Origin of the sequence: Streptomyces sp. NPDC014676 (assembly GCF_043084105.1) — a bacterium.
In the GTDB taxonomy this organism is placed as follows: Bacteria; Actinomycetota; Actinomycetes; order Streptomycetales; family Streptomycetaceae; genus Streptomyces.
This window is the reverse complement of sequence record NZ_JBIBZI010000008.1, coordinates 311,730-331,183: the sequence shown is the minus strand read 5'-3', so window position 1 is coordinate 331,183 and position 19,454 is coordinate 311,730. Positions and strand designations below refer to the sequence as shown.

16 protein-coding genes and 1 pseudogene are annotated in these 19,454 nt (G+C 71.6%); 9 read left to right on the top strand and 8 right to left on the bottom strand.

Annotation, left to right across the window (positions count from 1 at the left end; translation table 11 throughout):
- Positions 1–29: 29 nt before the first annotated feature.
- From ACF1DX_RS24005 to ACF1DX_RS23995, 3 genes are all read right to left on the bottom strand, one after another.
- Entirely contained in the window at positions 30–845 is an 816-nt protein-coding gene (locus tag ACF1DX_RS24005) for a DsbA family protein (RefSeq protein ID WP_391793173.1), read from the bottom strand.
- Between the two features lie 96 nt (positions 846–941).
- A complete protein-coding gene (locus ACF1DX_RS24000) occupies positions 942–1,643 on the bottom strand; it encodes a hypothetical protein (protein WP_391793172.1) in 702 nt (233 codons plus the stop codon).
- Positions 1,644–1,711: 68 nt separating this feature from the next.
- Positions 1,712–3,052 carry a DUF2252 domain-containing protein gene (locus tag ACF1DX_RS23995; protein WP_391793171.1) on the bottom strand — a complete coding sequence of 447 codons (1,341 nt, stop codon included), beginning with the start codon at positions 3,050–3,052 and terminating at the stop codon, positions 1,712–1,714.
- Between the two features lie 204 nt (positions 3,053–3,256).
- On the opposite strand from ACF1DX_RS23995, the gene dnaE reads away from it, so the two are divergent.
- Positions 3,257–6,796 (top strand): DNA polymerase III subunit alpha, encoded by a 3,540-nt coding sequence (gene dnaE, locus ACF1DX_RS23990; RefSeq protein ID WP_391793170.1) that lies wholly within the window; start codon positions 3,257–3,259, stop codon positions 6,794–6,796.
- Positions 6,797–6,920: 124 nt separating this feature from the next.
- Here dnaE and ACF1DX_RS23985 read toward each other — a convergent pair whose 3' ends face one another.
- Positions 6,921–7,088 (bottom strand): hypothetical protein, encoded by a 168-nt coding sequence (locus tag ACF1DX_RS23985; protein WP_167748606.1) that lies wholly within the window; start codon positions 7,086–7,088, stop codon positions 6,921–6,923.
- Between the two features lie 220 nt (positions 7,089–7,308).
- On the opposite strand from ACF1DX_RS23985, the gene ACF1DX_RS23980 reads away from it, so the two are divergent.
- From ACF1DX_RS23980 to ACF1DX_RS23965, 4 genes are all read left to right on the top strand, one after another.
- Positions 7,309–8,517: an NYN domain-containing protein gene (locus tag ACF1DX_RS23980; protein WP_391793169.1), complete on the top strand. Its 1,209-nt coding sequence runs from the start codon at positions 7,309–7,311 to the stop codon at positions 8,515–8,517.
- Positions 8,518–9,050: 533 nt separating this feature from the next.
- On the top strand, positions 9,051–10,025 hold the full coding sequence (locus tag ACF1DX_RS23975; RefSeq protein ID WP_391793258.1) for an ABC transporter ATP-binding protein: 975 nt from the start codon (positions 9,051–9,053) through the stop codon (positions 10,023–10,025).
- A gap of 86 nt (positions 10,026–10,111) precedes the next feature.
- Positions 10,112–10,933, top strand: coding sequence for an ABC transporter permease (locus ACF1DX_RS23970; protein ID WP_391793168.1), 822 nt, complete (start codon positions 10,112–10,114; stop codon positions 10,931–10,933).
- Between the two features lie 34 nt (positions 10,934–10,967).
- Entirely contained in the window at positions 10,968–11,639 is a 672-nt protein-coding gene (locus ACF1DX_RS23965; RefSeq protein WP_391793167.1) for an AAA family ATPase, read from the top strand.
- A 229-nt stretch (positions 11,640–11,868) separates the two neighbouring features.
- On the opposite strand, the gene ybaK is transcribed toward ACF1DX_RS23965, so the two are convergent.
- The 4 genes and pseudogenes from ybaK to ACF1DX_RS23945 form a co-directional block, all read right to left on the bottom strand.
- Complete coding sequence (ybaK, locus tag ACF1DX_RS23960; protein ID WP_391793166.1) at positions 11,869–12,369, bottom strand: Cys-tRNA(Pro) deacylase; 501 nt, start codon at positions 12,367–12,369, stop codon at positions 11,869–11,871.
- A gap of 30 nt (positions 12,370–12,399) precedes the next feature.
- Positions 12,400–13,140: an LON peptidase substrate-binding domain-containing protein gene (locus tag ACF1DX_RS23955; protein ID WP_391793165.1), complete on the bottom strand. Its 741-nt coding sequence runs from the start codon at positions 13,138–13,140 to the stop codon at positions 12,400–12,402.
- An 11-nt stretch (positions 13,141–13,151) separates the two neighbouring features.
- Positions 13,152–14,228 (bottom strand): annotated as a pseudogene (locus tag ACF1DX_RS23950) (hypothetical protein).
- Positions 14,229–14,498: 270 nt separating this feature from the next.
- Positions 14,499–16,076 carry an oxidoreductase gene (locus ACF1DX_RS23945; RefSeq protein WP_391793164.1) on the bottom strand — a complete coding sequence of 526 codons (1,578 nt, stop codon included), beginning with the start codon at positions 16,074–16,076 and terminating at the stop codon, positions 14,499–14,501.
- A 193-nt stretch (positions 16,077–16,269) separates the two neighbouring features.
- Between ACF1DX_RS23945 and hisD the strand changes: the two genes are divergently transcribed.
- The 4 genes from hisD to ACF1DX_RS23925 are packed head-to-tail and all read left to right on the top strand — an operon-like array spanning position 16,270 to position 19,453.
- Positions 16,270–17,595 (top strand): histidinol dehydrogenase, encoded by a 1,326-nt coding sequence (hisD, locus tag ACF1DX_RS23940; RefSeq protein WP_391793163.1) that lies wholly within the window; start codon positions 16,270–16,272, stop codon positions 17,593–17,595.
- Entirely contained in the window at positions 17,592–18,701 is a 1,110-nt protein-coding gene (locus ACF1DX_RS23935) for a histidinol-phosphate transaminase (protein WP_391793162.1), read from the top strand. Before hisD ends, ACF1DX_RS23935 begins: the two co-directional genes overlap by 4 nt.
- Complete coding sequence (gene hisB / locus ACF1DX_RS23930; RefSeq protein WP_391793161.1) at positions 18,698–19,291, top strand: imidazoleglycerol-phosphate dehydratase HisB; 594 nt, start codon at positions 18,698–18,700, stop codon at positions 19,289–19,291. The genes ACF1DX_RS23935 and hisB overlap by 4 nt, the downstream gene beginning before the upstream one ends.
- Positions 19,292–19,294: 3 nt before the next feature.
- Complete coding sequence (locus tag ACF1DX_RS23925) at positions 19,295–19,453, top strand: hypothetical protein (RefSeq protein ID WP_391793160.1); 159 nt, start codon at positions 19,295–19,297, stop codon at positions 19,451–19,453.
- Position 19,454: the final 1 nt, after the last annotated feature.

The following is a 19,454-nucleotide window of genomic DNA, read 5'->3' as shown; positions in this document are numbered from 1 at the left end:
CCGCTCTTCGGCGTGCCGTCGGCCGGGGGTCAGGCCTTGAGCGCCTTGTCGACGGCCGTGTTGAACTCGTCCACCGTCATGGGCGCGTTCTGCCCGTCGGAGCCGGTGAGCTTCTTGCCGTCCATCATCAGCGTCGGCGTGCCCTGGACGCCCTCGGTGTTGTCGAACACGTCGGACATCTCCAGCGCCCACTTGTCGTAGGTGCCGTCCTTCACGTCCGCCTGGAACTCCTTGTTGTTCTTCAGGGCGTCGACCGTGTTGGCGATCTTGATCAGGTACGCGTCGTCCGCGAACTTGTCGTCCGACTCCTCGGGGTGGTACTCGGCCGAGTAGAGCGCGCTCTTGTAGGCGAGGAACGCGTCGGGGCCGACGTTCAGCGCGGCGCCCAGGGCGCTCAGGGCGTTCTTGGAGCCCTCACCGGTCAGGCCGCGGTCGAGGAACGAGGCGCCTATGAAGCGGATCTTGTACTTGCCGTCCTCGACGTCCTTCTCGATGGTCTTGCCGACCGTCTGCTCGAAGGAGGCGCAGACCGGGCAGCGCGGGTCCTCGTACAGCTCCAGGGTCTTCTTCGCGCCGGACTCGCCGATGACGACGGTCGTGCCGTTCTCGCCGCTGGTGTTGGCCGGCTTGACGAGCTTGGCGTCCTTCGCGGACTCCCAGTGGTCGGGCTGGTTGGCCTGGACGACCGCGTAGCCGATGCCGCCGGCCGCGGCCAGCACGCCGACCACCGAGGCGGCGACGATGAGCTGCCGCCTGACCTTCGCCTTCTTCGCCTGGCGCTCGCGCTCCACGCGCAGCCGCTCCCGGGCCGCCGACTTCGCCGCCTGGCTGTTCCGCTTGCTCATGGTGATGTCTCCACGGGGGACGCACACGGTCGTGCCGTGTGCGGGATACGTAGGGGGATGCTGGTGCTCGGAGGGTTCGCCGGAGGCGGGGCCGCCTCAGGCGAAGGTGACGGAGCACGGCGGTCCGCGCCGTCCCAGGGAGTGCGCGAGGAGCAGGGCGCGGGCCGCGGCGGTACGGCGGACCGGGCGGGCCGGACGACGGGCCTCCGGGGCCCGGCGCACGGTCACCGCGGCGACCGCGAGCAGCAGCGGCCGGAAGGTCGTGGCCGCCACCGCGCCCAGCAGCCGGGCCAGCGCCCGCTCGCCGCGGCGCAGCCAGGCGGCGGCGAACAGACCGACCCCGATGTGCGCGCCGAGCAGCGCCCAGGCGGTCGCCGGGTCGGCCTGGGCGATCAGGGCCGCCAGCCGGTCGCCGCCCTCGGCGGCGTGCCCGGTGGCCCGGACGAGCGGTGTGCCCACGCCGGTGCCGTCGCCGCACAGCACGTCGAAGCCGACGGAGCGCAGCGGGCCCGCGACGGGCCCGCCCATCCGGCCGTAGCAGACGTGCTGGCCGGTGGTGAAGACGGTGTCGGCGGCCAGCTCCAGCGGGATCAGCAGAGCGGCGATCCGCCCGAAGGAACGCTCCCGCCCCGCCAGGGCGTACGCCAGCCCGAACACGGCGGCGGCGATCGCGGCCACCGTGCTCAGCGGCAGCGGGACCCCGGACAGCAGCACGTGCGACGCGGCGCTGAGCGTCACGACGACTGCCGTGAACAGTGCCGCGCGTACGGCTCTGAGCTGGGTTCCGGATATGTCCATGGCGGGAACGAGTGTGTCACGTGCTCCGGTAAAGGATCCCTAAAGGGTTCCTGTGGATGTACGGATGGTCACAGGCCCGGAATCCGGCCGTTGCGGAACAGGTCCAGGAAGATCTGGTGGTCGTTGCGCGCACGGGCGCCGTAGGCGTGCGCGAACTCGACCAGGAGGGGGACCAGGGAGTCCTCGTCGGCGGCGATCGCCGCGTCGATGGCGCGCTCGGTGGAGAACGGCACCAGGGACTCGCCGGAGGTGTCGTCCGCCGCCGCGTGCATCGTCGCCGTGGCCCGGCCGAGGTCGGCGACGACCAGGGCGATCTCTTCCGGGTCGTCGATGTCGCCCCAGTCCAGGTCCACGGCGTACGGGGAGACCTCGGCGACGAGCTGCCCCGCGCCGTCCAGCTCGGTCCAGCCCAGCCACGGGTCGGCGTGCGCCTGGAGGGCGCGCTGGGAGATCACCGTGCGGTGCCCCTCGTGCTGGAAGTAGTCCTTGATCGCCTGGTCCGTGACGTGCCGGGAGACGGCCGGGGTCTGGGCCTGCTTGATGTAGATCACCACATCGTTCTCCAGGGCATCGCTGTGACCCTCCAGGAGGATGTTGTACGACGGCAGCCCGGCCGAGCCGATGCCGATGCCGCGGCGGCCCACGACGTCCTTCACGCGGTAGGAGTCCGGGCGGGCCAGCGAGGAGTCCGGCAGCGTCTCCAGATAGCCGTCGAAGGCCGCGAGCACCTTGTAGCGGGTGGCGGCGTCCAGCTCGACCGCGCCACCGCCGGAGGCGAAGCGGCGCTCGAAGTCACGGATCTCGGTCATCGAGTCCAGCAGCCCGAACCGGGTCAGCGAGCGGGCGTCGCGCAGCGCGTCGAGCAGCGGCCCCTGGGCGGTGTCCAGCGTGAACGGCGGCACCTCGTCGCTCTTCGCGCCGGTGGCCAGCGCGTGGATCCGCTCCCGGTACGCGGCCGCGTAGGTCGTGACCAGCTCGGTGATCTGCTCGTCGCTGAGCGCCTTCGCGTAGCCGATCAGCGCCACGGAGGCCGCGAGGCGCTTGAGGTCCCAGGTGAAGGGGCCGACGTAGGCCTCGTCGAAGTCGTTGACGTTGAAGACCAGGCGGCCGTTGGAGTCCATGTACGTGCCGAAGTTCTCCGCGTGGAGATCGCCGTGGATCCACACCCGCGAGGTGCGGTCGTCCAGGTACGGGCCGCCCCGCTTCGACCCGAACTGAGCAGACACGGTCAGATCGTGGTAGAAGAGGCACGCCGTCCCGCGGTAGAAGGCGAACGCCGAGGCCGCCATCTTGCGGAACTTCACCCGGAACGCGGCCGGGTCGGCGGCCAGAAGCTCGCCGAAGGCGGTGTCGAGGACGGCGAGGATCTCCTCACCGCGGTGCTCGTCGTTGAGCTGCGGTACCGACATCGCTGTGTGCCTCCAGGTGCGGGATGTTCCGGGACGGCTGGTCCGTCCCCCGTCCAACGTGCGACGGCGCGCGGGAGTGCCCGCGCCCCGTTCGAAGGTACGTCGTGGCGGCCTCCGCGTGTCAGCCTCGGGGCATAGACTTCGACGCTGTCCCCCACTCCGTCCGCCTGCTCGTCACAGGCTGTTTTCCTTGGAGGCCGCACCGTGTCAAAGCCGCCGTTCACGCACCTGCACGTCCACACCCAGTACTCGCTGCTGGACGGTGCCGCGCGGCTGAAGGACATGTTCAACGCCTGCAATGAAATGGGCATGACGCACATCGCCATGTCCGACCACGGCAACCTGCACGGGGCGTACGACTTCTTCCACTCCGCGCAGAAGGCCGGAGTCACCCCGATCATCGGGATCGAGGCGTATGTCGCGCCCGAGTCACGGCGCAACAAGCGCAAGATCCAGTGGGGCCAGCCGCACCAGAAGCGGGACGACGTCTCCGGTTCCGGTGGTTACACCCACAAGACGATGTGGGCCGTGAACAGCACCGGCCTGCACAACCTCTTCAAGCTCTCCTCCGACGCGTACGCCGAGGGCTGGCTGCAGAAGTGGCCCCGGATGGACAAGGAGACCATCAGCCAGTGGTCCGAGGGCATCGTGGCCTCCACCGGCTGCCCCTCCGGCGAGGTGCAGACCCGGCTGCGCCTCGGCCACTTCGACGAGGCCCTCAAGGCCGCCGCCGACTACCAGGACATCTTCGGCAAGGACCGCTACTTCCTGGAGCTGATGGACCACGGCATCGAGATCGAGCACCGGGTCCGCGACGGCCTCCTGGAGATCGGCAAGAAGCTCGGCATCCCCCCGCTGGTCACCAACGACTCGCACTACACGTACGCGCACGAGGCGACCGCCCACGACGCGCTGCTGTGCATCCAGACCGGCAAGAACCTCTCCGACCCCGACCGCTTCAAGTTCGACGGCACCGGCTACTACCTCAAGTCCACCGACGAGATGTACGCCATCGACTCCTCGGACGCCTGGCAGCAGGGCTGCGCCAACACCAGGCTGATCGCCGAGATGGTCGACACCACGGGCATGTTCGTCAAGCGCGACCTGATGCCCAAGTTCGACATCCCGGAGGGGTACACCGAGGTCAGCTGGTTCAAGGAGGAGGTCCGTCGCGGCATGGAGCGCCGCTTCCCCGGCGGCATCCCCGAGGACCGCCAGAAGCAGGCCGACTACGAGATGGACGTCATCATCCAGATGGGGTTCCCGGGGTACTTCCTCGTCGTCGCCGACTTCATCATGTGGGCCAAGAACAACGGCATCGCGGTCGGCCCCGGCCGTGGCTCCGCGGCCGGCTCGATCGTCGCCTACGCCATGGGCATCACCGACCTCGACCCGATCCCGCACGGACTGATCTTCGAGCGGTTCCTCAACCCCGAGCGCGTCTCCATGCCCGACGTCGACATCGACTTCGACGAGCGTCGGCGCGTCGAGGTGATCCGGTACGTGACGGAGAAGTACGGCGCCGACAAGGTCGCCATGATCGGCACCTACGGCAAGATCAAGGCGAAGAACGCCATCAAGGACTCCGCGCGCGTGCTGGGCTACCCGTACGCGATGGGCGACCGCCTCACCAAGGCGATGCCCGCCGACGTCCTCGGCAAGGGCATCGACCTGAACGGCATCACCGACCCCTCGCACCCCCGCTACAGCGAGGCCGGCGAGATCCGGTCGATGTACGAGAACGAACCGGACGTGAAGAAGGTCATCGACACCGCCAAGGGCGTCGAGGGCCTGGTCCGGCAGATGGGCGTGCACGCCGCCGGCGTGATCATGTCCAGCGAGCCCATCGTCGACCACGCCCCCATCTGGGTGCGGCACACCGACGGCGTGACCATCACGCAGTGGGACTACCCCCAGTGCGAGTCGCTGGGCCTGCTGAAGATGGACTTCCTCGGCCTGCGCAACCTGACCATCATGGACGACGCCGTCAAGATGGTGAAGGCCAACAAGGGCGTCGACCTGGACCTGCTGAGCCTGCCGCTCGACGATCCGAAGACCTTCGAACTCCTCCAGCGCGGCGACACCCTCGGCGTCTTCCAGTTCGACGGCGGACCGATGCGCTCGCTGCTGCGGCTGATGAAGCCGGACAACTTCGAGGACATCTCCGCCGTCTCCGCGCTCTACCGTCCCGGCCCGATGGGCATGGACTCGCACACCAACTACGCGCTGCGCAAGAACAAGCTCCAGGAGATCACCCCGATCCACAAGGAGCTGGAGGAGCCGCTCGAAGAGGTCCTCGCGGTCACCTACGGCCTGATCGTCTACCAGGAGCAGGTGCAGAAGGCCGCCCAGATCATCGCCGGCTACTCGCTCGGCGAGGCCGACATCCTCCGCCGCGTGATGGGCAAGAAGAAGCCCGAGGAACTGGCGAAGAACTTCACCATCTTCCAGGCCGGCGCCCGCAAGAACGGCTACAGCGACGAGGCCATCCAGGCCCTGTGGGACGTGCTGGTGCCCTTCGCCGGCTACGCCTTCAACAAGGCGCACTCCGCCGCGTACGGACTGGTGTCCTACTGGACCGCCTACCTCAAGGCGAACTACCCGGCCGAGTACATGGCCGCGCTGCTCACCTCGGTGAAGGACGACAAGGACAAGTCGGCGATCTACCTCAACGAGTGCCGCCGCATGGGCATCAAGGTGCTCCCGCCGAACGTCAACGAGTCGGTGCACAACTTCGCCGCCCAGGGCGACGACGTGATCCTCTTCGGCCTGGAGGCCGTGCGCAACGTCGGCACCAACGTGGTCGAGTCGATCATCAAGTGCCGCAAGGCCAAGGGGAAGTACACCTCCTTCCCCGACTACCTCGACAAGGTCGACGCGATCGTCTGCAACAAGCGCACCACGGAGTCGCTGATCAAGGCCGGCGCCTTCGACGAGCTGGGGCACACCCGCAAGAGCCTCACCGCCCACTACGAGCCGATGATCGACAACGTGGTCGCGGTCAAGCGCAAGGAGGCCGAGGGGCAGTTCGACCTCTTCGGCGGCATGGGCGAGGAGGAGACCAGCGAGCCCGGCTTCGGCCTCGACGTCACCTTCACCGACGACGAGTGGGACAAGACCTACCTGCTCGCCCAGGAGCGCGAGATGCTCGGGCTCTACGTCTCCGACCACCCGCTGTTCGGCCTGGAGCACGTGCTGTCCGACAAGGCCGACGCGGGCATCTCCCAGCTCACCGGCGGCGACTTCGGCGACGGCGCGGTGGTCACCATCGGCGGCATCATCTCGGGCCTCCAGCGCAAGATGACCAAGCAGGGCAACGCCTGGGCGATCGCCACCGTGGAGGACCTCGCGGGCTCCATCGAGTGCATGTTCTTCCCGGCGACGTACCAGCTCGTCTCGACGCAACTCGTCGAGGACGCCGTGGTGTTCGTCAAGGGCCGGCTCGACAAGCGGGAGGACGTGCCGCGGCTGGTCGCGATGGAGCTGATGGTCCCCGACCTGTCCAACGCCGGCACCAACGCGCCCGTGGTGCTCACCATCCCGGCCACCCGCGTGACCCCGCCGATGGTCAGCCGGCTCGGCGAGATCCTCACCCACCACAAGGGCGACAGCGAGGTGCGGATCAAGCTCCAGGGGCCGACGAAGACGACGGTGCTGCGCCTGGACCGGCACCGGGTGAAGCCGGACCCGGCCCTGTTCGGTGATCTGAAGGTCCTTCTCGGACCGTCCTGCCTGGCGGGGTAGCGGGCACGTCCGGCCGGCGCGCGTGAGGGGCGCACCCTGTGGTGGGTGCGCCCCTCTTCATGTGCCTGGGCCTTCATGCGCCCGGTCTTCATGTCCCGGGCCGCGACGGGCCGTGGTGAGGACGTCAGTTGTGGCCGAAGCGCTTCTGCCGGCCCTTGCCCCGGCCGACCTCGCCGGGCACGGCCTGTGTGGTGCGCTGTTCGTCCGGCGTCTCCATCGTGGACGCCTGTGCCGCCCGCTGGGCGCGTTCGGCCTGCGGCTGCTTACGGTCACGGTTCTTGTTCTTGGCCATGGTGATGCCTCCTGTGGGGGACTAGGGGCCAGGGCCGGGACCAGATTCACACAGCCTGATAACAGACGCATGTTGGACAATGACCGTGTGTGACCGGGGTGATCGGGGAGGAAGTGTGGAAACGCCACGCCGAAGATCGAGTTCGGGCCGTTAACCCCGGCGTGGTCGGGCAGACTCGAAGCAAGCCCGAAGCAAACCTCCCGGAAAGAGGGTGGATCGCGTGGACCGCTGCATCGTCCTGGTGGACGCCGGGTATCTGCTGGGGGCCGCCGCCAGTCTCCTCGCCGGGGAACCGTCGCGGTCCCGCATCACCGTCGATCACGCGGCCCTCATCCAAGGGCTGCGGGAGCGCGCCGAGTCCGACACGCGTCAGCCGCTGCTGCGCATCTACTGGTTCGACGGCGCCCCCGACCGCGTCCCGCAGCCCGAGCACCGCAGGCTGCGCGTGATGCCCCGGGTCACCGTCCGGCTCGGCGCGCTGACCCGCAGCGACGGCCGCTGGGCGCAGAAGGGCGTCGACGCCGCGATGCACGCCGAGCTGACCGAACTGGCCCGCAACCGGGCCTGTTCCGACATCGTCCTGGTCACCGGGGACGGTGACCTGCTGCCCGGCATGATGGCCGCCAAGGAACACGGCGTCGCCGTGCACCTGTGGGCCGTGCAGGCCGCCGACGGCGACTACAACCAGTCCGAGGACCTGGTCGCCGAGGCCGACGAGCGCCGGGTGCTGGACCGGGCGTGGATCACCCGGGCCGTACGGGCCAAGGAGCACACCGGGGTGTGCGCCCCGCCGCCCGTGCCGCGGCCCGAGATCGCCGCGATCCTCTCCGCCCCGCTGCCGGAGTCCGCGCCCGGCGCGACGGCCGCGCGGACCGTCGAGGAGCCGCGGCACCCGGCCGCCGCCGGGCACAACGGGACCGCCGAACGGGCGGCCACGGCCAAGGGCGTACCCACCCCCAAGGACCTGGCCGCGCTGCGCGGCCCCGGTTCGAACCCGCCCCAGCAGCCCGCCTCCGCGACCCTGCGCTGGTCCTCCGACAAGGGCTGGGTCGACCGGCCGGCCGCCGAGCCGCCGGACGCGGCCTCCCTGCCGACGCTCGCCCAGCTGACCACGGCGGAGCAGCGGTGGGCCGACCGGGAGGAGGACATCACCACCGTCGGCGGGGACCCCTTCGAGGTGGGGCAGGTGTTCGCCCGGCGCTGGGTGGAGCGGCTCGGGGACCAGGGACACATCCAGAAGCTGTCCGGGATGTATCCCCGGATTCCGCACCGTGTCGACGGGGAGCTGTTGCGGTACGCGGCGCGTTTCGGGCTGCTCGCGCACAAGGACGATCAGATCGACGAGCGTGATCGTTACGCCATTAGGGCGGGGTTCTGGCGTGAGCTGGATCTCCGTACCGGTACGGAAAGGGCTCCCGCCGGGGAGTAGGCGGGGGGTGCCCCCGTGCCTCGTACACGGGGGTGCCCCCGCACCCCCGCCAGAGGGCTCCCGCCCCCTGGACCCCCGGCCTGTGCCCACCCACCACCCGACTCGGTGGGCTGGAAGGCGGGCCACGGTCTCGGCGCGAACGGGCGTTGTCCTGGCTCGGTGGGCTGATGTGCGGGGCGTGACCCCGGCGTGGGCGGGTGCCGGCTCGGTGGGCCGGGGTGGGCTGTGGCCTTGGTGCGGGCGGGTGTCGGTCCGGTGGGCCGGGAGGCGGGCCACGGTCTCGGTGCGGGCGGGTGTCGGCCCGGTGGGCCGGGAGGCGGGCCACGGTCTCGGTGCGGGCGGGTGCCGGCTCGGTGGGCCGGGGGTGGGGCACGGTCTCGGTGTGGGTGGGCGTTGTTCCGGGGCATTGGGTGGTTGGGGTGGGTTTGTGGCTGGGTGGGGTGACCCGAGGGCGGGGCGGGGTTCGAGACCCCGTAGGCTCGTGCCTTGTGAGTACGCGCGCGGCACAGGGATTCCGGCACGGCGGTGATGTCGTGTGTGCGGTGCGCGGGCTGACCAAGACCTATCCGGCGGTGCGCGGCCGGCGCGGGGTCCCCGCCACGCCCGAGGTCCGGGCCACCGACGACGTGGGACTCGACATCCGGCGCGGTGAGATCTTCGGCCTGCTGGGGCCGAACGGCGCCGGCAAGTCCACCCTCGTACGCCAGCTCACCGGGCTGATGCGGCCCGACCGCGGCAGCGTCGAGATCCTCGGCCACGACATCGTGCGCCATCCCGAGCGCGCCGCGCGCATCCTCGCCTACCTCGGCCAGGAGTCCAGCGCCCTCGACGAACTGACCGTGTCCCTCGCCGCCGAGACCACCGGCCGGCTGCGCGGGCTCGACGCACGGCGGGCACGGGCCGAGCGGGACGACGTGCTGGACGAACTGGGGCTCACCCCGATCGCCGGGCGCCCGCTGAAGAAACTCTCCGGCGGCCAGCGCCGGCTGGCCTGCTTCGCCGCCGCGCTGGTGGGGGAGCGGCCCCTGCTCGTCCTGGACGAGCCCACCACCGGCATGGACCCGGTGGCCCGGCGTGCCGTGTGGTCCGCCGTCGACCGGCGCCGCGCCGGACACGGCACCACCGTGCTGCTGGTCACCCACAACGTGATCGAGGCCGAGACCGTCCTCGACCGGGTCGCCGTGCTCGACCGCGGCCGGGTCATCGCCTGCGACAGCCCGTCCGGGCTCAAGGAGCGGGTCGCCGGCGAGGTCCGGGTCGACCTGGTGTGGCGCGAGGCGGCCCCCCTGCACGTGCCCGAGGTCGCCGCGCTGCGGGACCGGGCCGTCGAGTCGGGCCGCCGCTGGACCCTGCGGCTCGCGCCCGAGGAGGCCCGTACGGTCGTCGCCACCGTCACCGGCGGGGCCGCCTTCGCCGCGCTGGACGACTTCACGCTGGCCACGCCCAGCCTGGAGGACGTCTACCTGGCGCTGGGCGGCGCCGTACGACAGGGACTGGTGAAGGCGTGAGCACACGGGCCGCGTCATCCGTACGGAACAGGGCGACCGCCGCAGCGGATCCGGGCGGACCTCCGACCGAAGGGGAGCAGCACGACGTGAGTGTCGTACCCGCCGATATCGTGCCGGGCGGCGTCCTGGCCGTGGAGGAGGCCGTGCCGCAGCCGGCCGGACTCGGCCCCCGCGCGCGGCTGTGGCCGTCGATGGCCGCCGTGTACCGGGCACAGCTCTCCCGGGCCCGGGTCGCGCGGATACCGCTGCTGTTCGTGGCGACCTTCCAGTCGGTCGGCATCATGATCCTCATGCGCGGCGTCGTGGACGGCGGCGGCGAGGCGCAGGCGGTGGTCGCCGGCTCGGCGGTCCTGGTCGTCGCCTTCGTCGCGCTGAACCTGCTCGCCCAGTACTTCGGGCAGCTACGGGCCAGCGGCGGGCTCGACCACTACGCGACCCTGCCGGTGCCGCCGGCGGCGGTGGTGCTGGGCGCGGCGGGCGCGTACGCCTCGTTCACCGTGCCGGGGACCGTGGTGACCGCCGTCTTCGGATGCGTGCTGTTCGGGCTGCCGCTGGCGAACCTGTGGGTGCTGGCCGCCGTGATCCCGCTCGCCGGGGCCGCGCTCGCCGGACTCGGCGCGGCGCTCGGGCTGCTCGCGCCCCGCGCGGAGCTGGCCACGCTGCTGGGGCAGCTCGGCATGTCGGCCGCGTTGCTGCTCGGTGTGCTGCCGGCGGAGCGGATGCCTGAGGCGGTGCGCCTCGCCCGGGACCTGCTGCCGTCGACGTACGGCGTCGAGGCCTTCGCGCGGACCTTCGGACCGCACCCCGACTGGGCGCGGGTGCTCGGTGACCTCGCCGTGTGCGGAGTCGTCGGTGTCCTCTCGCTGGCCGTCGCGACCTGGGCGTACCGCAGGGCGGCCGTCCGGTGACGCGCCGCACAGCCGGGCCTGGCACGATGGCAGGGTGAGCGCACCTCTGACACCACCACCGCCTCCGCACGACCATGAGCAGGCCACCGCCTCGTATCCGTACGGGAAGGCCGGCGACGTCGCGTATCCACGGCACGGCTGGTGGGACGAACAGGACGGCCCCGGGATGAAGGCGGAGATACGTGAGGCCGCCGTGACCACGGTGGCGGTGGCGCTCGGCGGGGTGCTGCTCGGGGTGCTGTGGTGGTGGCTGGCGCCGCACGTGCCGCTGGTGGGCGACGTGGCGGGCGACAACTGGGCCGTGTACCTGAAGGACTCCGAGGGCGAGCAGGGCATCGGGGTGGACGGGACGTTCTCGCTGCTCGCGCTGGGGTTCGGGGCGGTGAGCGCGCTGGTCGTGTTCCTGGTGCGGCGGCGCGGGGGTGTGCCGTTGGTGGTGGCGCTGGCGGTCGGTGGGCTGCTGGGGTCGTTGCTGGCTTGGCGGGTGGGGGTGTGGCTCGGTCCCGCGCAGGATGTGATCGCGCATGCTCGGAGTGTCGGCAAGGGGGTCACGTTCGACGCGCCGTTGAAGCTGAGCGCGAAGGGGGCGTTGCTGGCGTGGCCGTTCGCGGCGCTGGTGTTGCATCTGGGGCTGACGGGGTTGTTCGGCCCGCGGGATCCGGAGCAGTTTCCGCCGGCTGAGCCGTACGTGTCGCCGGGGGCGTAGGTTTCCGGGTGCCCCGCGTGGGTGTGGGCCGGGGGTGTTTGCGCAGCCCGGCGCTTGTGGGGTGTCTCCCCGGAGGGGGTACCCCCAGCCCACCCTCCCCCGCTTTCGGCTGCGCTCGAGCGGGGGGACCCCCATCGCCCTGGGGGTATCTCCCAGGCCCTTGAGGCACTGGGGGAGGCGCGATTGCCCGCGGGAACGGGCGGGGGCACGACTGCCCGCGGTTGCGAGGCTATGTGCGGCCGATCGGGGCCAGGGCCGCCGAGGTCAGGGTGGTCAGGTCGGTCGGGGTGAGTTCCACCTCCAGGCCGCGGCGGCCTGCCGAGACGCAGATCGTTTCGTGCCGGGTGGCCGACTCGTCCAGGACCGTGGGGAGTCTCTTGCGCTGGCCCAGCGGGGAGATGCCGCCCCGGACGTAACCCGTGGTGCGTTCCGCCAGGGCCGGGTCGGCCATCGTGGCCCGCTTGCCGCCCACCGCCGACGCCAGGGCCTTCAGGTCCAGTTGGCCCGCCACCGGCACCACCGCCACCGTCAGCGTGCCGTCGACGTCCGCCACCAGCGTCTTGAAGACCCGGTCCGGCGAGACCCCCATCGCCTCGGCCGCCTCCTCGCCGTACGACGGGTGGGCCGGGTCGTGCTCGTAGGAGTGCACCGTGAACGGCACCCCGGCCGCGGTGAGCGCCACCGTCGCGGGCGTGCCTCCCGGCTGCTGCTTCTTGGACTTCTTCGCCATCCCCGCCTGTACCCCGGTTGATTTCGTACGTCAGTTGAGACTCGTCGGACCGCGCGTCAGCTCGGCGGCCGGCAGCGACGGCAGATGACGGATGACGGCCGTCTCCGCGCGCAGCAGTCGCAGCTCGTCACGGAGCCGGGACGCGGTGTCCGGCGCCTGGAGCAGCCGCTGCTTCGTCGGCGTGTCCAGCATCATTGCGGCGGCGACCAGGTAGGAGACGACACCCGGCTCGTCCGGCAGTTCCGCGCCGGTCGTCAGCGACCGCTCCCGCGCCCCCGCCAGCCGCTTCTGGTACTGGCGGAAGGACCGCAGCACCCCCTCGGCCAGCGCCCCCGCCTCGTCGCCGGGATCCTCGGCCAGCGGTTCCGCCTCGGCCGTCAGATACGGCCCCGAGGCGTCGACGGACAGCAGCCGCACCCGGGTCGTACCGGTCGCCAGCACCTCGAAGGTGCCGTCGGCCCGCTCCCGGACCGTCGCCGCGTCCGCGACACAGGCCACCTTGTGGAAGGCGCGCAGCGGATCGGTGCCGAAGCCCGCCGCCGGACCGCGCGCGGGCACGGCCGTCGGATCGGGCATGCCGGGCGCGCTCGGCGCCACCTCGTGCCCGTCGCGGATCGCCACGACGGCGAACCGACGCGGCTCGTCCTCCGGGGTCTTCAGCAGCTCGCGCATCATGGCGCGATAGCGCTCCTCGAAGACGTTGAGCGGAAGCACGAGCCCCGGGAACAGCACCGTGTTCAGGGGGAAGAGCGGGAGCCGGACGGTGGTCACGGGTCAAGAGCCTAATGGTCGCCGGAGCGGAGCCGGCCGCCCTGTTCACTCCTCGGTCGGTCCAAGGCCGCTGCCGGGGAGCAGGATCCCGGCTAGGGACAGCCGGACGCGACCGCCGCGCGCACGTTCTGACGGACCTCAAGGAACCGGCCGAGGGGGTCGTCCGCCTCCCGGTCCCAGGGGAAGGACGTGGCGTACGGGCCGGTCAGCCGCAGCTGCTCCAGGGCGTCTCGCCGGCGTTCCAGCCGGACCAGGACGTACGTCAGCAGATTGCGCAGCTCGGCCGGCCAGGACTGGCCCGCCGGCAGCCGGCCGGACAGGGCGACGGCGCGGTCGGCCGCCGCTTCCAGCCGGGCGCGCGGCACCTCGGGACCGCAGCGGTCGGTCAGGTAGCCGAACGCCGCCCGCAGCGGCAGCGCCTGCGTGAGCGAGTCCTCCGGCGCGTCCTGCGCGGCCAGGTCCGCGAAGGTGAAGCACTCGTGGTGCGAACCGTGCCAGGAGGAGGCCAGGTAGCGCAGGGCCGCCACATGGCAGCCGTGGTGGTGCGGGGCCCGCCGGACCGCGGCCTCCCACAGCTCCTCGAAGTAGGTGTGCCCGGCGCGCGCGCCGCGGGCGTGGTCCAGGGCGAGCCGCCAGGGCACCGGGTCGCGGTTGTCCGCCCGGGCGGCGGCCGTGATCAGCGGGCTCACCTCGCGCAGCAGCTCGGCACGGGCCGGTGAGGCCCAGGCGCGGTCCACCGCCCGCTGGGCGTCCACCAGCAGCCCGTCGGGGTCGCGCGGGTCGCGGGCGCGCCAGGTGTCCAGCCACTCGGGGCGCGAACGCGCGAAGGCGGCCAGCCGCCGCACATACCGGTCGCGGTGCTCCCAGGCGCCGCCGCGCCGGGTGGCGGCGAGCAGTCCGGCGACGGGTGCGGGGTCACCGCCCGCGGCCCCGACCAGCGCCGGGCCCAGGAGATCGTCGGGTGCGTCGAGCAGCACCTGGTCGTCGGCGGGCAGCACGACGGCGACGGGGGACGTCGCGCCCGTCGTCTTTCCTCGCACCCGGGATGTACGGGTGAACCCGTGCAGCAGAGCCATGGTGTCGACCATTGAAAGACCGCAGGTCACAGGCGCGCCAGAGGCGACACGGAAGTCATGGAAGGTTGTACGGGGCTCGGTCAAGGCCCGGCAAAAAGCAGAGCGCTTTTCCTTTCGCGTGAGCCTTTCGCGCCCCCGGTTACCAGCGGGACGCCGTGGACGGATCCGTCGGACGGCCGACGGGCACTCGTCAGGCACCCGCCCCGGCACCACGCCGGGAGGAACGCTCCCCTCGCCGAACGGTGGCGGGACGCGCCGACGGCGTCACCGGCGGCGGGGCCCCTACGTACGGCGCAGCGTCCGCGTCGCCCCCGCCGCCACCGTCGTCGCCAGGATCCAGCCCAGCAGGACGAACGCGGCCGACAGCCACTGCCAGCCGCCGCGCAGCTGCCAGAAGCCGACCTGGCCGAGGTCGATCACCGGCAGCAGCAGGTCCAGGGTGAACAGGGGCGGGTTCCACGCCGGGTGCTCACCGCTCTTCAGGGGCGGGGCGTCGGCCCGCGCGAAGGCCAGCGAACCGGCCGCCCACAGCACCGCCATCCACACCGCCGCCCGGCCCGGACGGTATCCGTAGGCGACCGTCCAGTCCTGCGCGTAACCCCACAGCTTGGCCGCGACCGGCAGGCTCTCGCGGCGCCGGCGCTGCTTGGCGAGCAGCACCTCGCGGGCGTCCTCGTCCTCCCCGCCCTCCCGCAGTACGGCGGCCAGCCGCTCGTACGGCTCCGGGTTGTACTCGGCGCTCGCCGCGTCCACCCAGCGCAGCCGCAGCGCCAGCGGGAACGGCCCGCGCGGCACCAGGTTCTCGTAGGTGAAGCCGCCCATGTGCAGCCGGCCCGGTCCGGGCCAGCTGTCCGCCCTGTCCATCAGGTTGACCACCTTCGCCCCCGACAGCACGACCCTGCCGCGCACCGGCCGCTCCCCGAGAAAACGCAGCTCCGGCGTCTGCACCCGGCGCAGCGACAGCTCCTGCTCGTCGGTGAAGGTGAACCGGGCCCCCTCGAAGTCGACCGCGTCCCCGAACCGCCCGTCGTCCAGCCGCACCCCGCCCTGGCACTCGAAGCGCTGGATCCGCGTCCCGCGCGCCGGTGTCATCCCACTGCGTGCCTGGGCACCCACCCCCGCCGGGGTCAGGTACAGCGAGCGCTCCACGGTCAGCTGCGGCGCGTTCAGCGCGAGCCGGGTGTACGGGTTGACCAGCCGGGCCCCGCGCAGGCTCAGCGACACGCCGATCGTCGCGCTGCGCAGGCTCAGCTCGCCGTGCGACTCCAGCATCTCCGCCTGGAGGTCCTGGCCCACGTTCATCCCGTCGGCGGCTATCGAGCGGCCGCTGCGGTCCCGGTGCACGATCGCCTGGTTGAGCAGCAGATCCGTGCCGATCCGCGCGTCGGTGAGCCGTATGCCGCCCGGGAACCGGCAGCGCGGCAGATGCAGATCGCCCTCGGTGTGCAGCCGGGCCGCCTCCAGGCGCGGTATCGAGCAGTCCACCATCCGCACGGTCGTGAAGCGGGCCTCCGGCAGCAGCACGTCCCGCTCGAAGCGGCAGGCCCGCATCTCCAGGTACGGCACCACCGTGCCGCCCGCCAGGTCCAGCGCGCCGCTGATCCGCACCCCGACCAGCTTCAGTGACGAGACCCGGCCGGCCAGGGCGGGCGGCCCGTCCAGCAGCAGCCAGCACACGACACGGGCCCGGACCGTCCGCTCGGGGCCCCACGGATGTCCTCCGTGCGGATCGTCGACGACCGTGTCCCCGCTGCTCAGGTCGTACACGCTGCCGTTACGGAAGGCCTGCCACATCCCGGCCTCCGTGGCGGTCAGGTCGTCCGGCGGCTCTCCGCCGCCCGGTCCCACCCCCTCGGTCACGGAACTCCCCTCCTCCCCATCTACTCGCCGGTTCGTCCCTTCGTACAACCGTTCATGCCCGGTGCGGTGACGCGTTGAACACGGAAAGTGAAGAGGATCTCGGAAATGTGCGCGCACCGTCACCGAGGGCGTGACGTATCAGCCATTGGAACGGGCGGACGGCCCGCCGTGCGGGTCTGAGAGAATTGAGCACGTGATCTCCCGAATCGATCTGCGCGGCGACGCCCTCCCCGAGGGCCCCGCCCTGCGCGACCTGCTGCCCCGAGCCGACTTCGACGTCGCGGCCGCCCTGGAGAAGGTGCGGCCCATCTGCGAGGACGTGCATCATCGGGGCGACGCGGCGCTGATCGACTTCGCCGAGCGGTTCGACGGCGTCCGGCTCGACCAGGTGCGGGTCCCGGCCGCCGCCCTCGAGCGCGCGCTGGAGGAACTCGACCCGGCCGTGCGCGCGGCCCTGGAGGAGTCCATCCGCCGCGCCCGGCTCGTCCACCGCGCGCAGCGCCGCACCACCCACACCACCCAGGTCGTGCCCGGCGGCACGGTCACCGAGAAGTGGGTCCCGGTCGACCGCGTGGGCCTGTACGCGCCCGGCGGCCGGTCCGTCTACCCGTCCTCCGTGATCATGAACGCCGTGCCCGCACAGGAGGCCGGTGTCCCGTCCGTCGCGCTCGCCTCCCCGGCCCAGGCGGAGTTCGGCGGACTGCCGCACCCGACCATCCTCGCCGCCTGCGCCCTGCTCGGCGTCGACGAGGTCTACGCGGCCGGCGGCGCCACCGCCGTCGCGATGTTCGCCCACGGCACCGAGTCCTGCCCGCCCGCCAACATGGTCACCGGCCCCGGCAACATCTGGGTCGCCGCCGCCAAGCGCTACTTCACCGGCATGATCGGCATCGACGCCGAGGCCGGCCCGACCGAGATCGCGATCCTCGCGGACTCCACGGCCGACCCGGTGCACGTCGCCTCCGACCTGATCAGCCAGGCCGAGCACGACCCGCTGGCCGCCGCCGTCCTGGTCACCGACTCCGCCGACCTCGCGGACGCGGTGGAGAAGGAGCTGGAGCCGCAGGTCAGGGCCAGCAGGCACATCGACGACCGGATCGTCCCGGCCCTGTCCGGCCGCCAGTCCGCCATCGTCCTGGTCGACGGCCTCGACGAGGGCCTGCGGGTCGTCGACGCCTACGGCGCCGAGCACCTGGAGATCCAGACCGCCGACGCCGCCGCGGTCGCCGACCGGGTGCGCAACGCGGGCGCGGTCTTCGTCGGCCCCTGGTCCCCGGTCTCCCTCGGCGACTACGCGGCCGGCTCCAACCACGTGCTGCCCACCGGCGGCTGCGCCTGCCACTCCTCGGGCCTGTCCGTCCAGTCCTTCCTGCGCGGCATCCACATCGTCGACTACACCGAGGACGCGCTGGCCGAGGTCGCGCACCACGTGGTCACGCTGGCGGAGGCGGAGGACCTGCCCGCGCACGGCGCGGCGATCAAGGCGAGGTTCGGCTGGAAGGTGCCTGAGAACAAGTGAGCTTCGGAATCGACGACCTCCCCGTACGGGACGAGCTGCGCGGCAAGTCCCCCTACGGCGCCCCGCAGTTGGACGTCCCCGTACGGCTGAACACCAACGAGAACCCCTACCCGCTGCCCGAACCGCTGGTCGAGCGGATCACCGAGCGGGTCCGCGAGGCCGCCCGGCACCTCAACCGCTACCCCGACCGGGACGCGGTCGAACTGCGCACCAGGCTGGCCGAATACCTGACGAAGACGGCCGGACACCCGGTCGGCGTCGAGAACGTGTGGGCCGCCAACGGCTCCAACGAGGTCATCCAGCAGCTGCTGCAGACCTTCGGCGGACCGGGCCGCACCGCCATCGGCTTCGAACCGTCGTACTCGATGCACGGCCTGATCGCGCGCGGCACCGGCACCGGCTGGATCTCCGGGCCCCGCAGCGAGGACTTCACGATCGACCTCGGCGCCGCCGAGAAGGCGATCGCCGAGCACCGGCCCGACGTCGTCTTCGTCACCACCCCCAACAACCCCACCGGCAACGCGGTCCCGGCGGAGACGGTCCTCGCGCTGTACGAGGCCGCCCAGGCGGCCAAGCCGTCGATGGTGGTCGTCGACGAGGCGTACATCGAGTTCAGCCACGGCGACTCGCTGCTGCGGCTGCTCGACGGGCGCCCGAACCTCGTCGTCTCCCGCACCATGTCGAAGGCGTTCGGTGCGGCGGGCCTGCGCCTGGGCTACCTCGCCGCGCACCCGGCGGTCGTCGACGCCGTCCAGCTCGTCCGGCTGCCGTACCACCTCTCCGCGATCACCCAGGCGACCGCGCTGGCCGCCCTGGAGCACACCGACACGCTGCTCGGCTACGTCGAGCAGCTCAAGGCCGAGCGCGACCGGCTGGTCGCCGGACTGCGCGCCCTCGGCTACGAGGTGACCGAGTCCGACGCCAACTTCGTCCAGTTCGGACGGTTCGAGGACTCCCACGCCACCTGGCGGAAGATCCTCGACCGGGGCGTCCTGGTCCGGGACAACGGCGTACCGGGATGGCTGCGGGTCACCGCGGGCACCCCCGCCGAGAACGACGCGTTCCTCGACGCGGTCCGTGACATCAAGAAGGAGCAGAGCGCATGAGCCGCGTAGGACGCGTGGAACGCACCACCAAGGAGACGTCCGTCCTCGTCGAGATCGACCTCGACGGCACCGGGAGGACCGAGATCTCCACCGGGGTCGGCTTCTACGACCACATGCTCGACCAGCTCGGCCGGCACGGTCTGTTCGACCTGACCGTGAAGACCGAGGGCGACCTGCACATCGACTCGCACCACACCATCGAGGACACCGCCCTCGCGCTCGGCGCCGCCTTCAAGCAGGCGCTCGGCGACAAGGTGGGCATCTACCGCTTCGGCAACTGCACGGTCCCGCTGGACGAGTCCCTCGCCCAGGTCACCGTCGACCTCTCCGGCCGCCCCTACCTCGTGCACACCGAGCCCGAGAACATGGCGCCGATGATCGGCGAGTACGACGTGACGATGACCCGGCACATCCTGGAGTCCTTCGTCGCCCAGGCCCAGATCGCGCTGCACGTGCACGTGCCCTACGGGCGCAACGCGCACCACATCGTGGAGTGCCAGTTCAAAGCCCTCGCCCGCGCCCTGCGCTACGCCTCCGAACGCGACCCCCGCGCCGTCGGCATCCTGCCCTCCACGAAGGGCGCGCTGTAAGCCATGAACGGTCTGTCCACCGTCCTGATCGTCGTCGGCCTGTTCTTCGTCGGCGGGATCATCTCCTTCGCCAAGCAGAAGATGCCCACGAGCCTCATCGTGCTGCTCTCCATCGGCGCCGTGATGTGCCTCGGCACGGGGCTCCTGAGGCTGGAGGTGTGAA

Bases quoted from the DNA above. Each gene is read 5' to 3' on its own strand.
- ACF1DX_RS23985 (WP_167748606.1), bottom strand. From the start codon at position 7,088: ATGGCCAAGAACAAGAACCGTGACCGTAAGCAGCCGCAGGCCGAACGC.
- ybaK (WP_391793166.1), bottom strand. From the start codon at position 12,369: ATGGCGAAGAAGTCCAAGAAGCAGCAGCCGGGAGGCACGCCCGCGACG.
- ACF1DX_RS24000 (WP_391793172.1), bottom strand. From the start codon at position 1,643: ATGGACATATCCGGAACCCAGCTCAGAGCCGTACGCGCGGCACTGTTC.
- hisB (WP_391793161.1), top strand. From the start codon at position 18,698: ATGAGCCGCGTAGGACGCGTGGAACGCACCACCAAGGAGACGTCCGTC.
- ACF1DX_RS23925 (WP_391793160.1), top strand. From the start codon at position 19,295: ATGAACGGTCTGTCCACCGTCCTGATCGTCGTCGGCCTGTTCTTCGTC.
- ACF1DX_RS23995 (WP_391793171.1), bottom strand. From the start codon at position 3,052: ATGTCGGTACCGCAGCTCAACGACGAGCACCGCGGTGAGGAGATCCTC.
- ACF1DX_RS24005 (WP_391793173.1), bottom strand. From the start codon at position 845: ATGAGCAAGCGGAACAGCCAGGCGGCGAAGTCGGCGGCCCGGGAGCGG.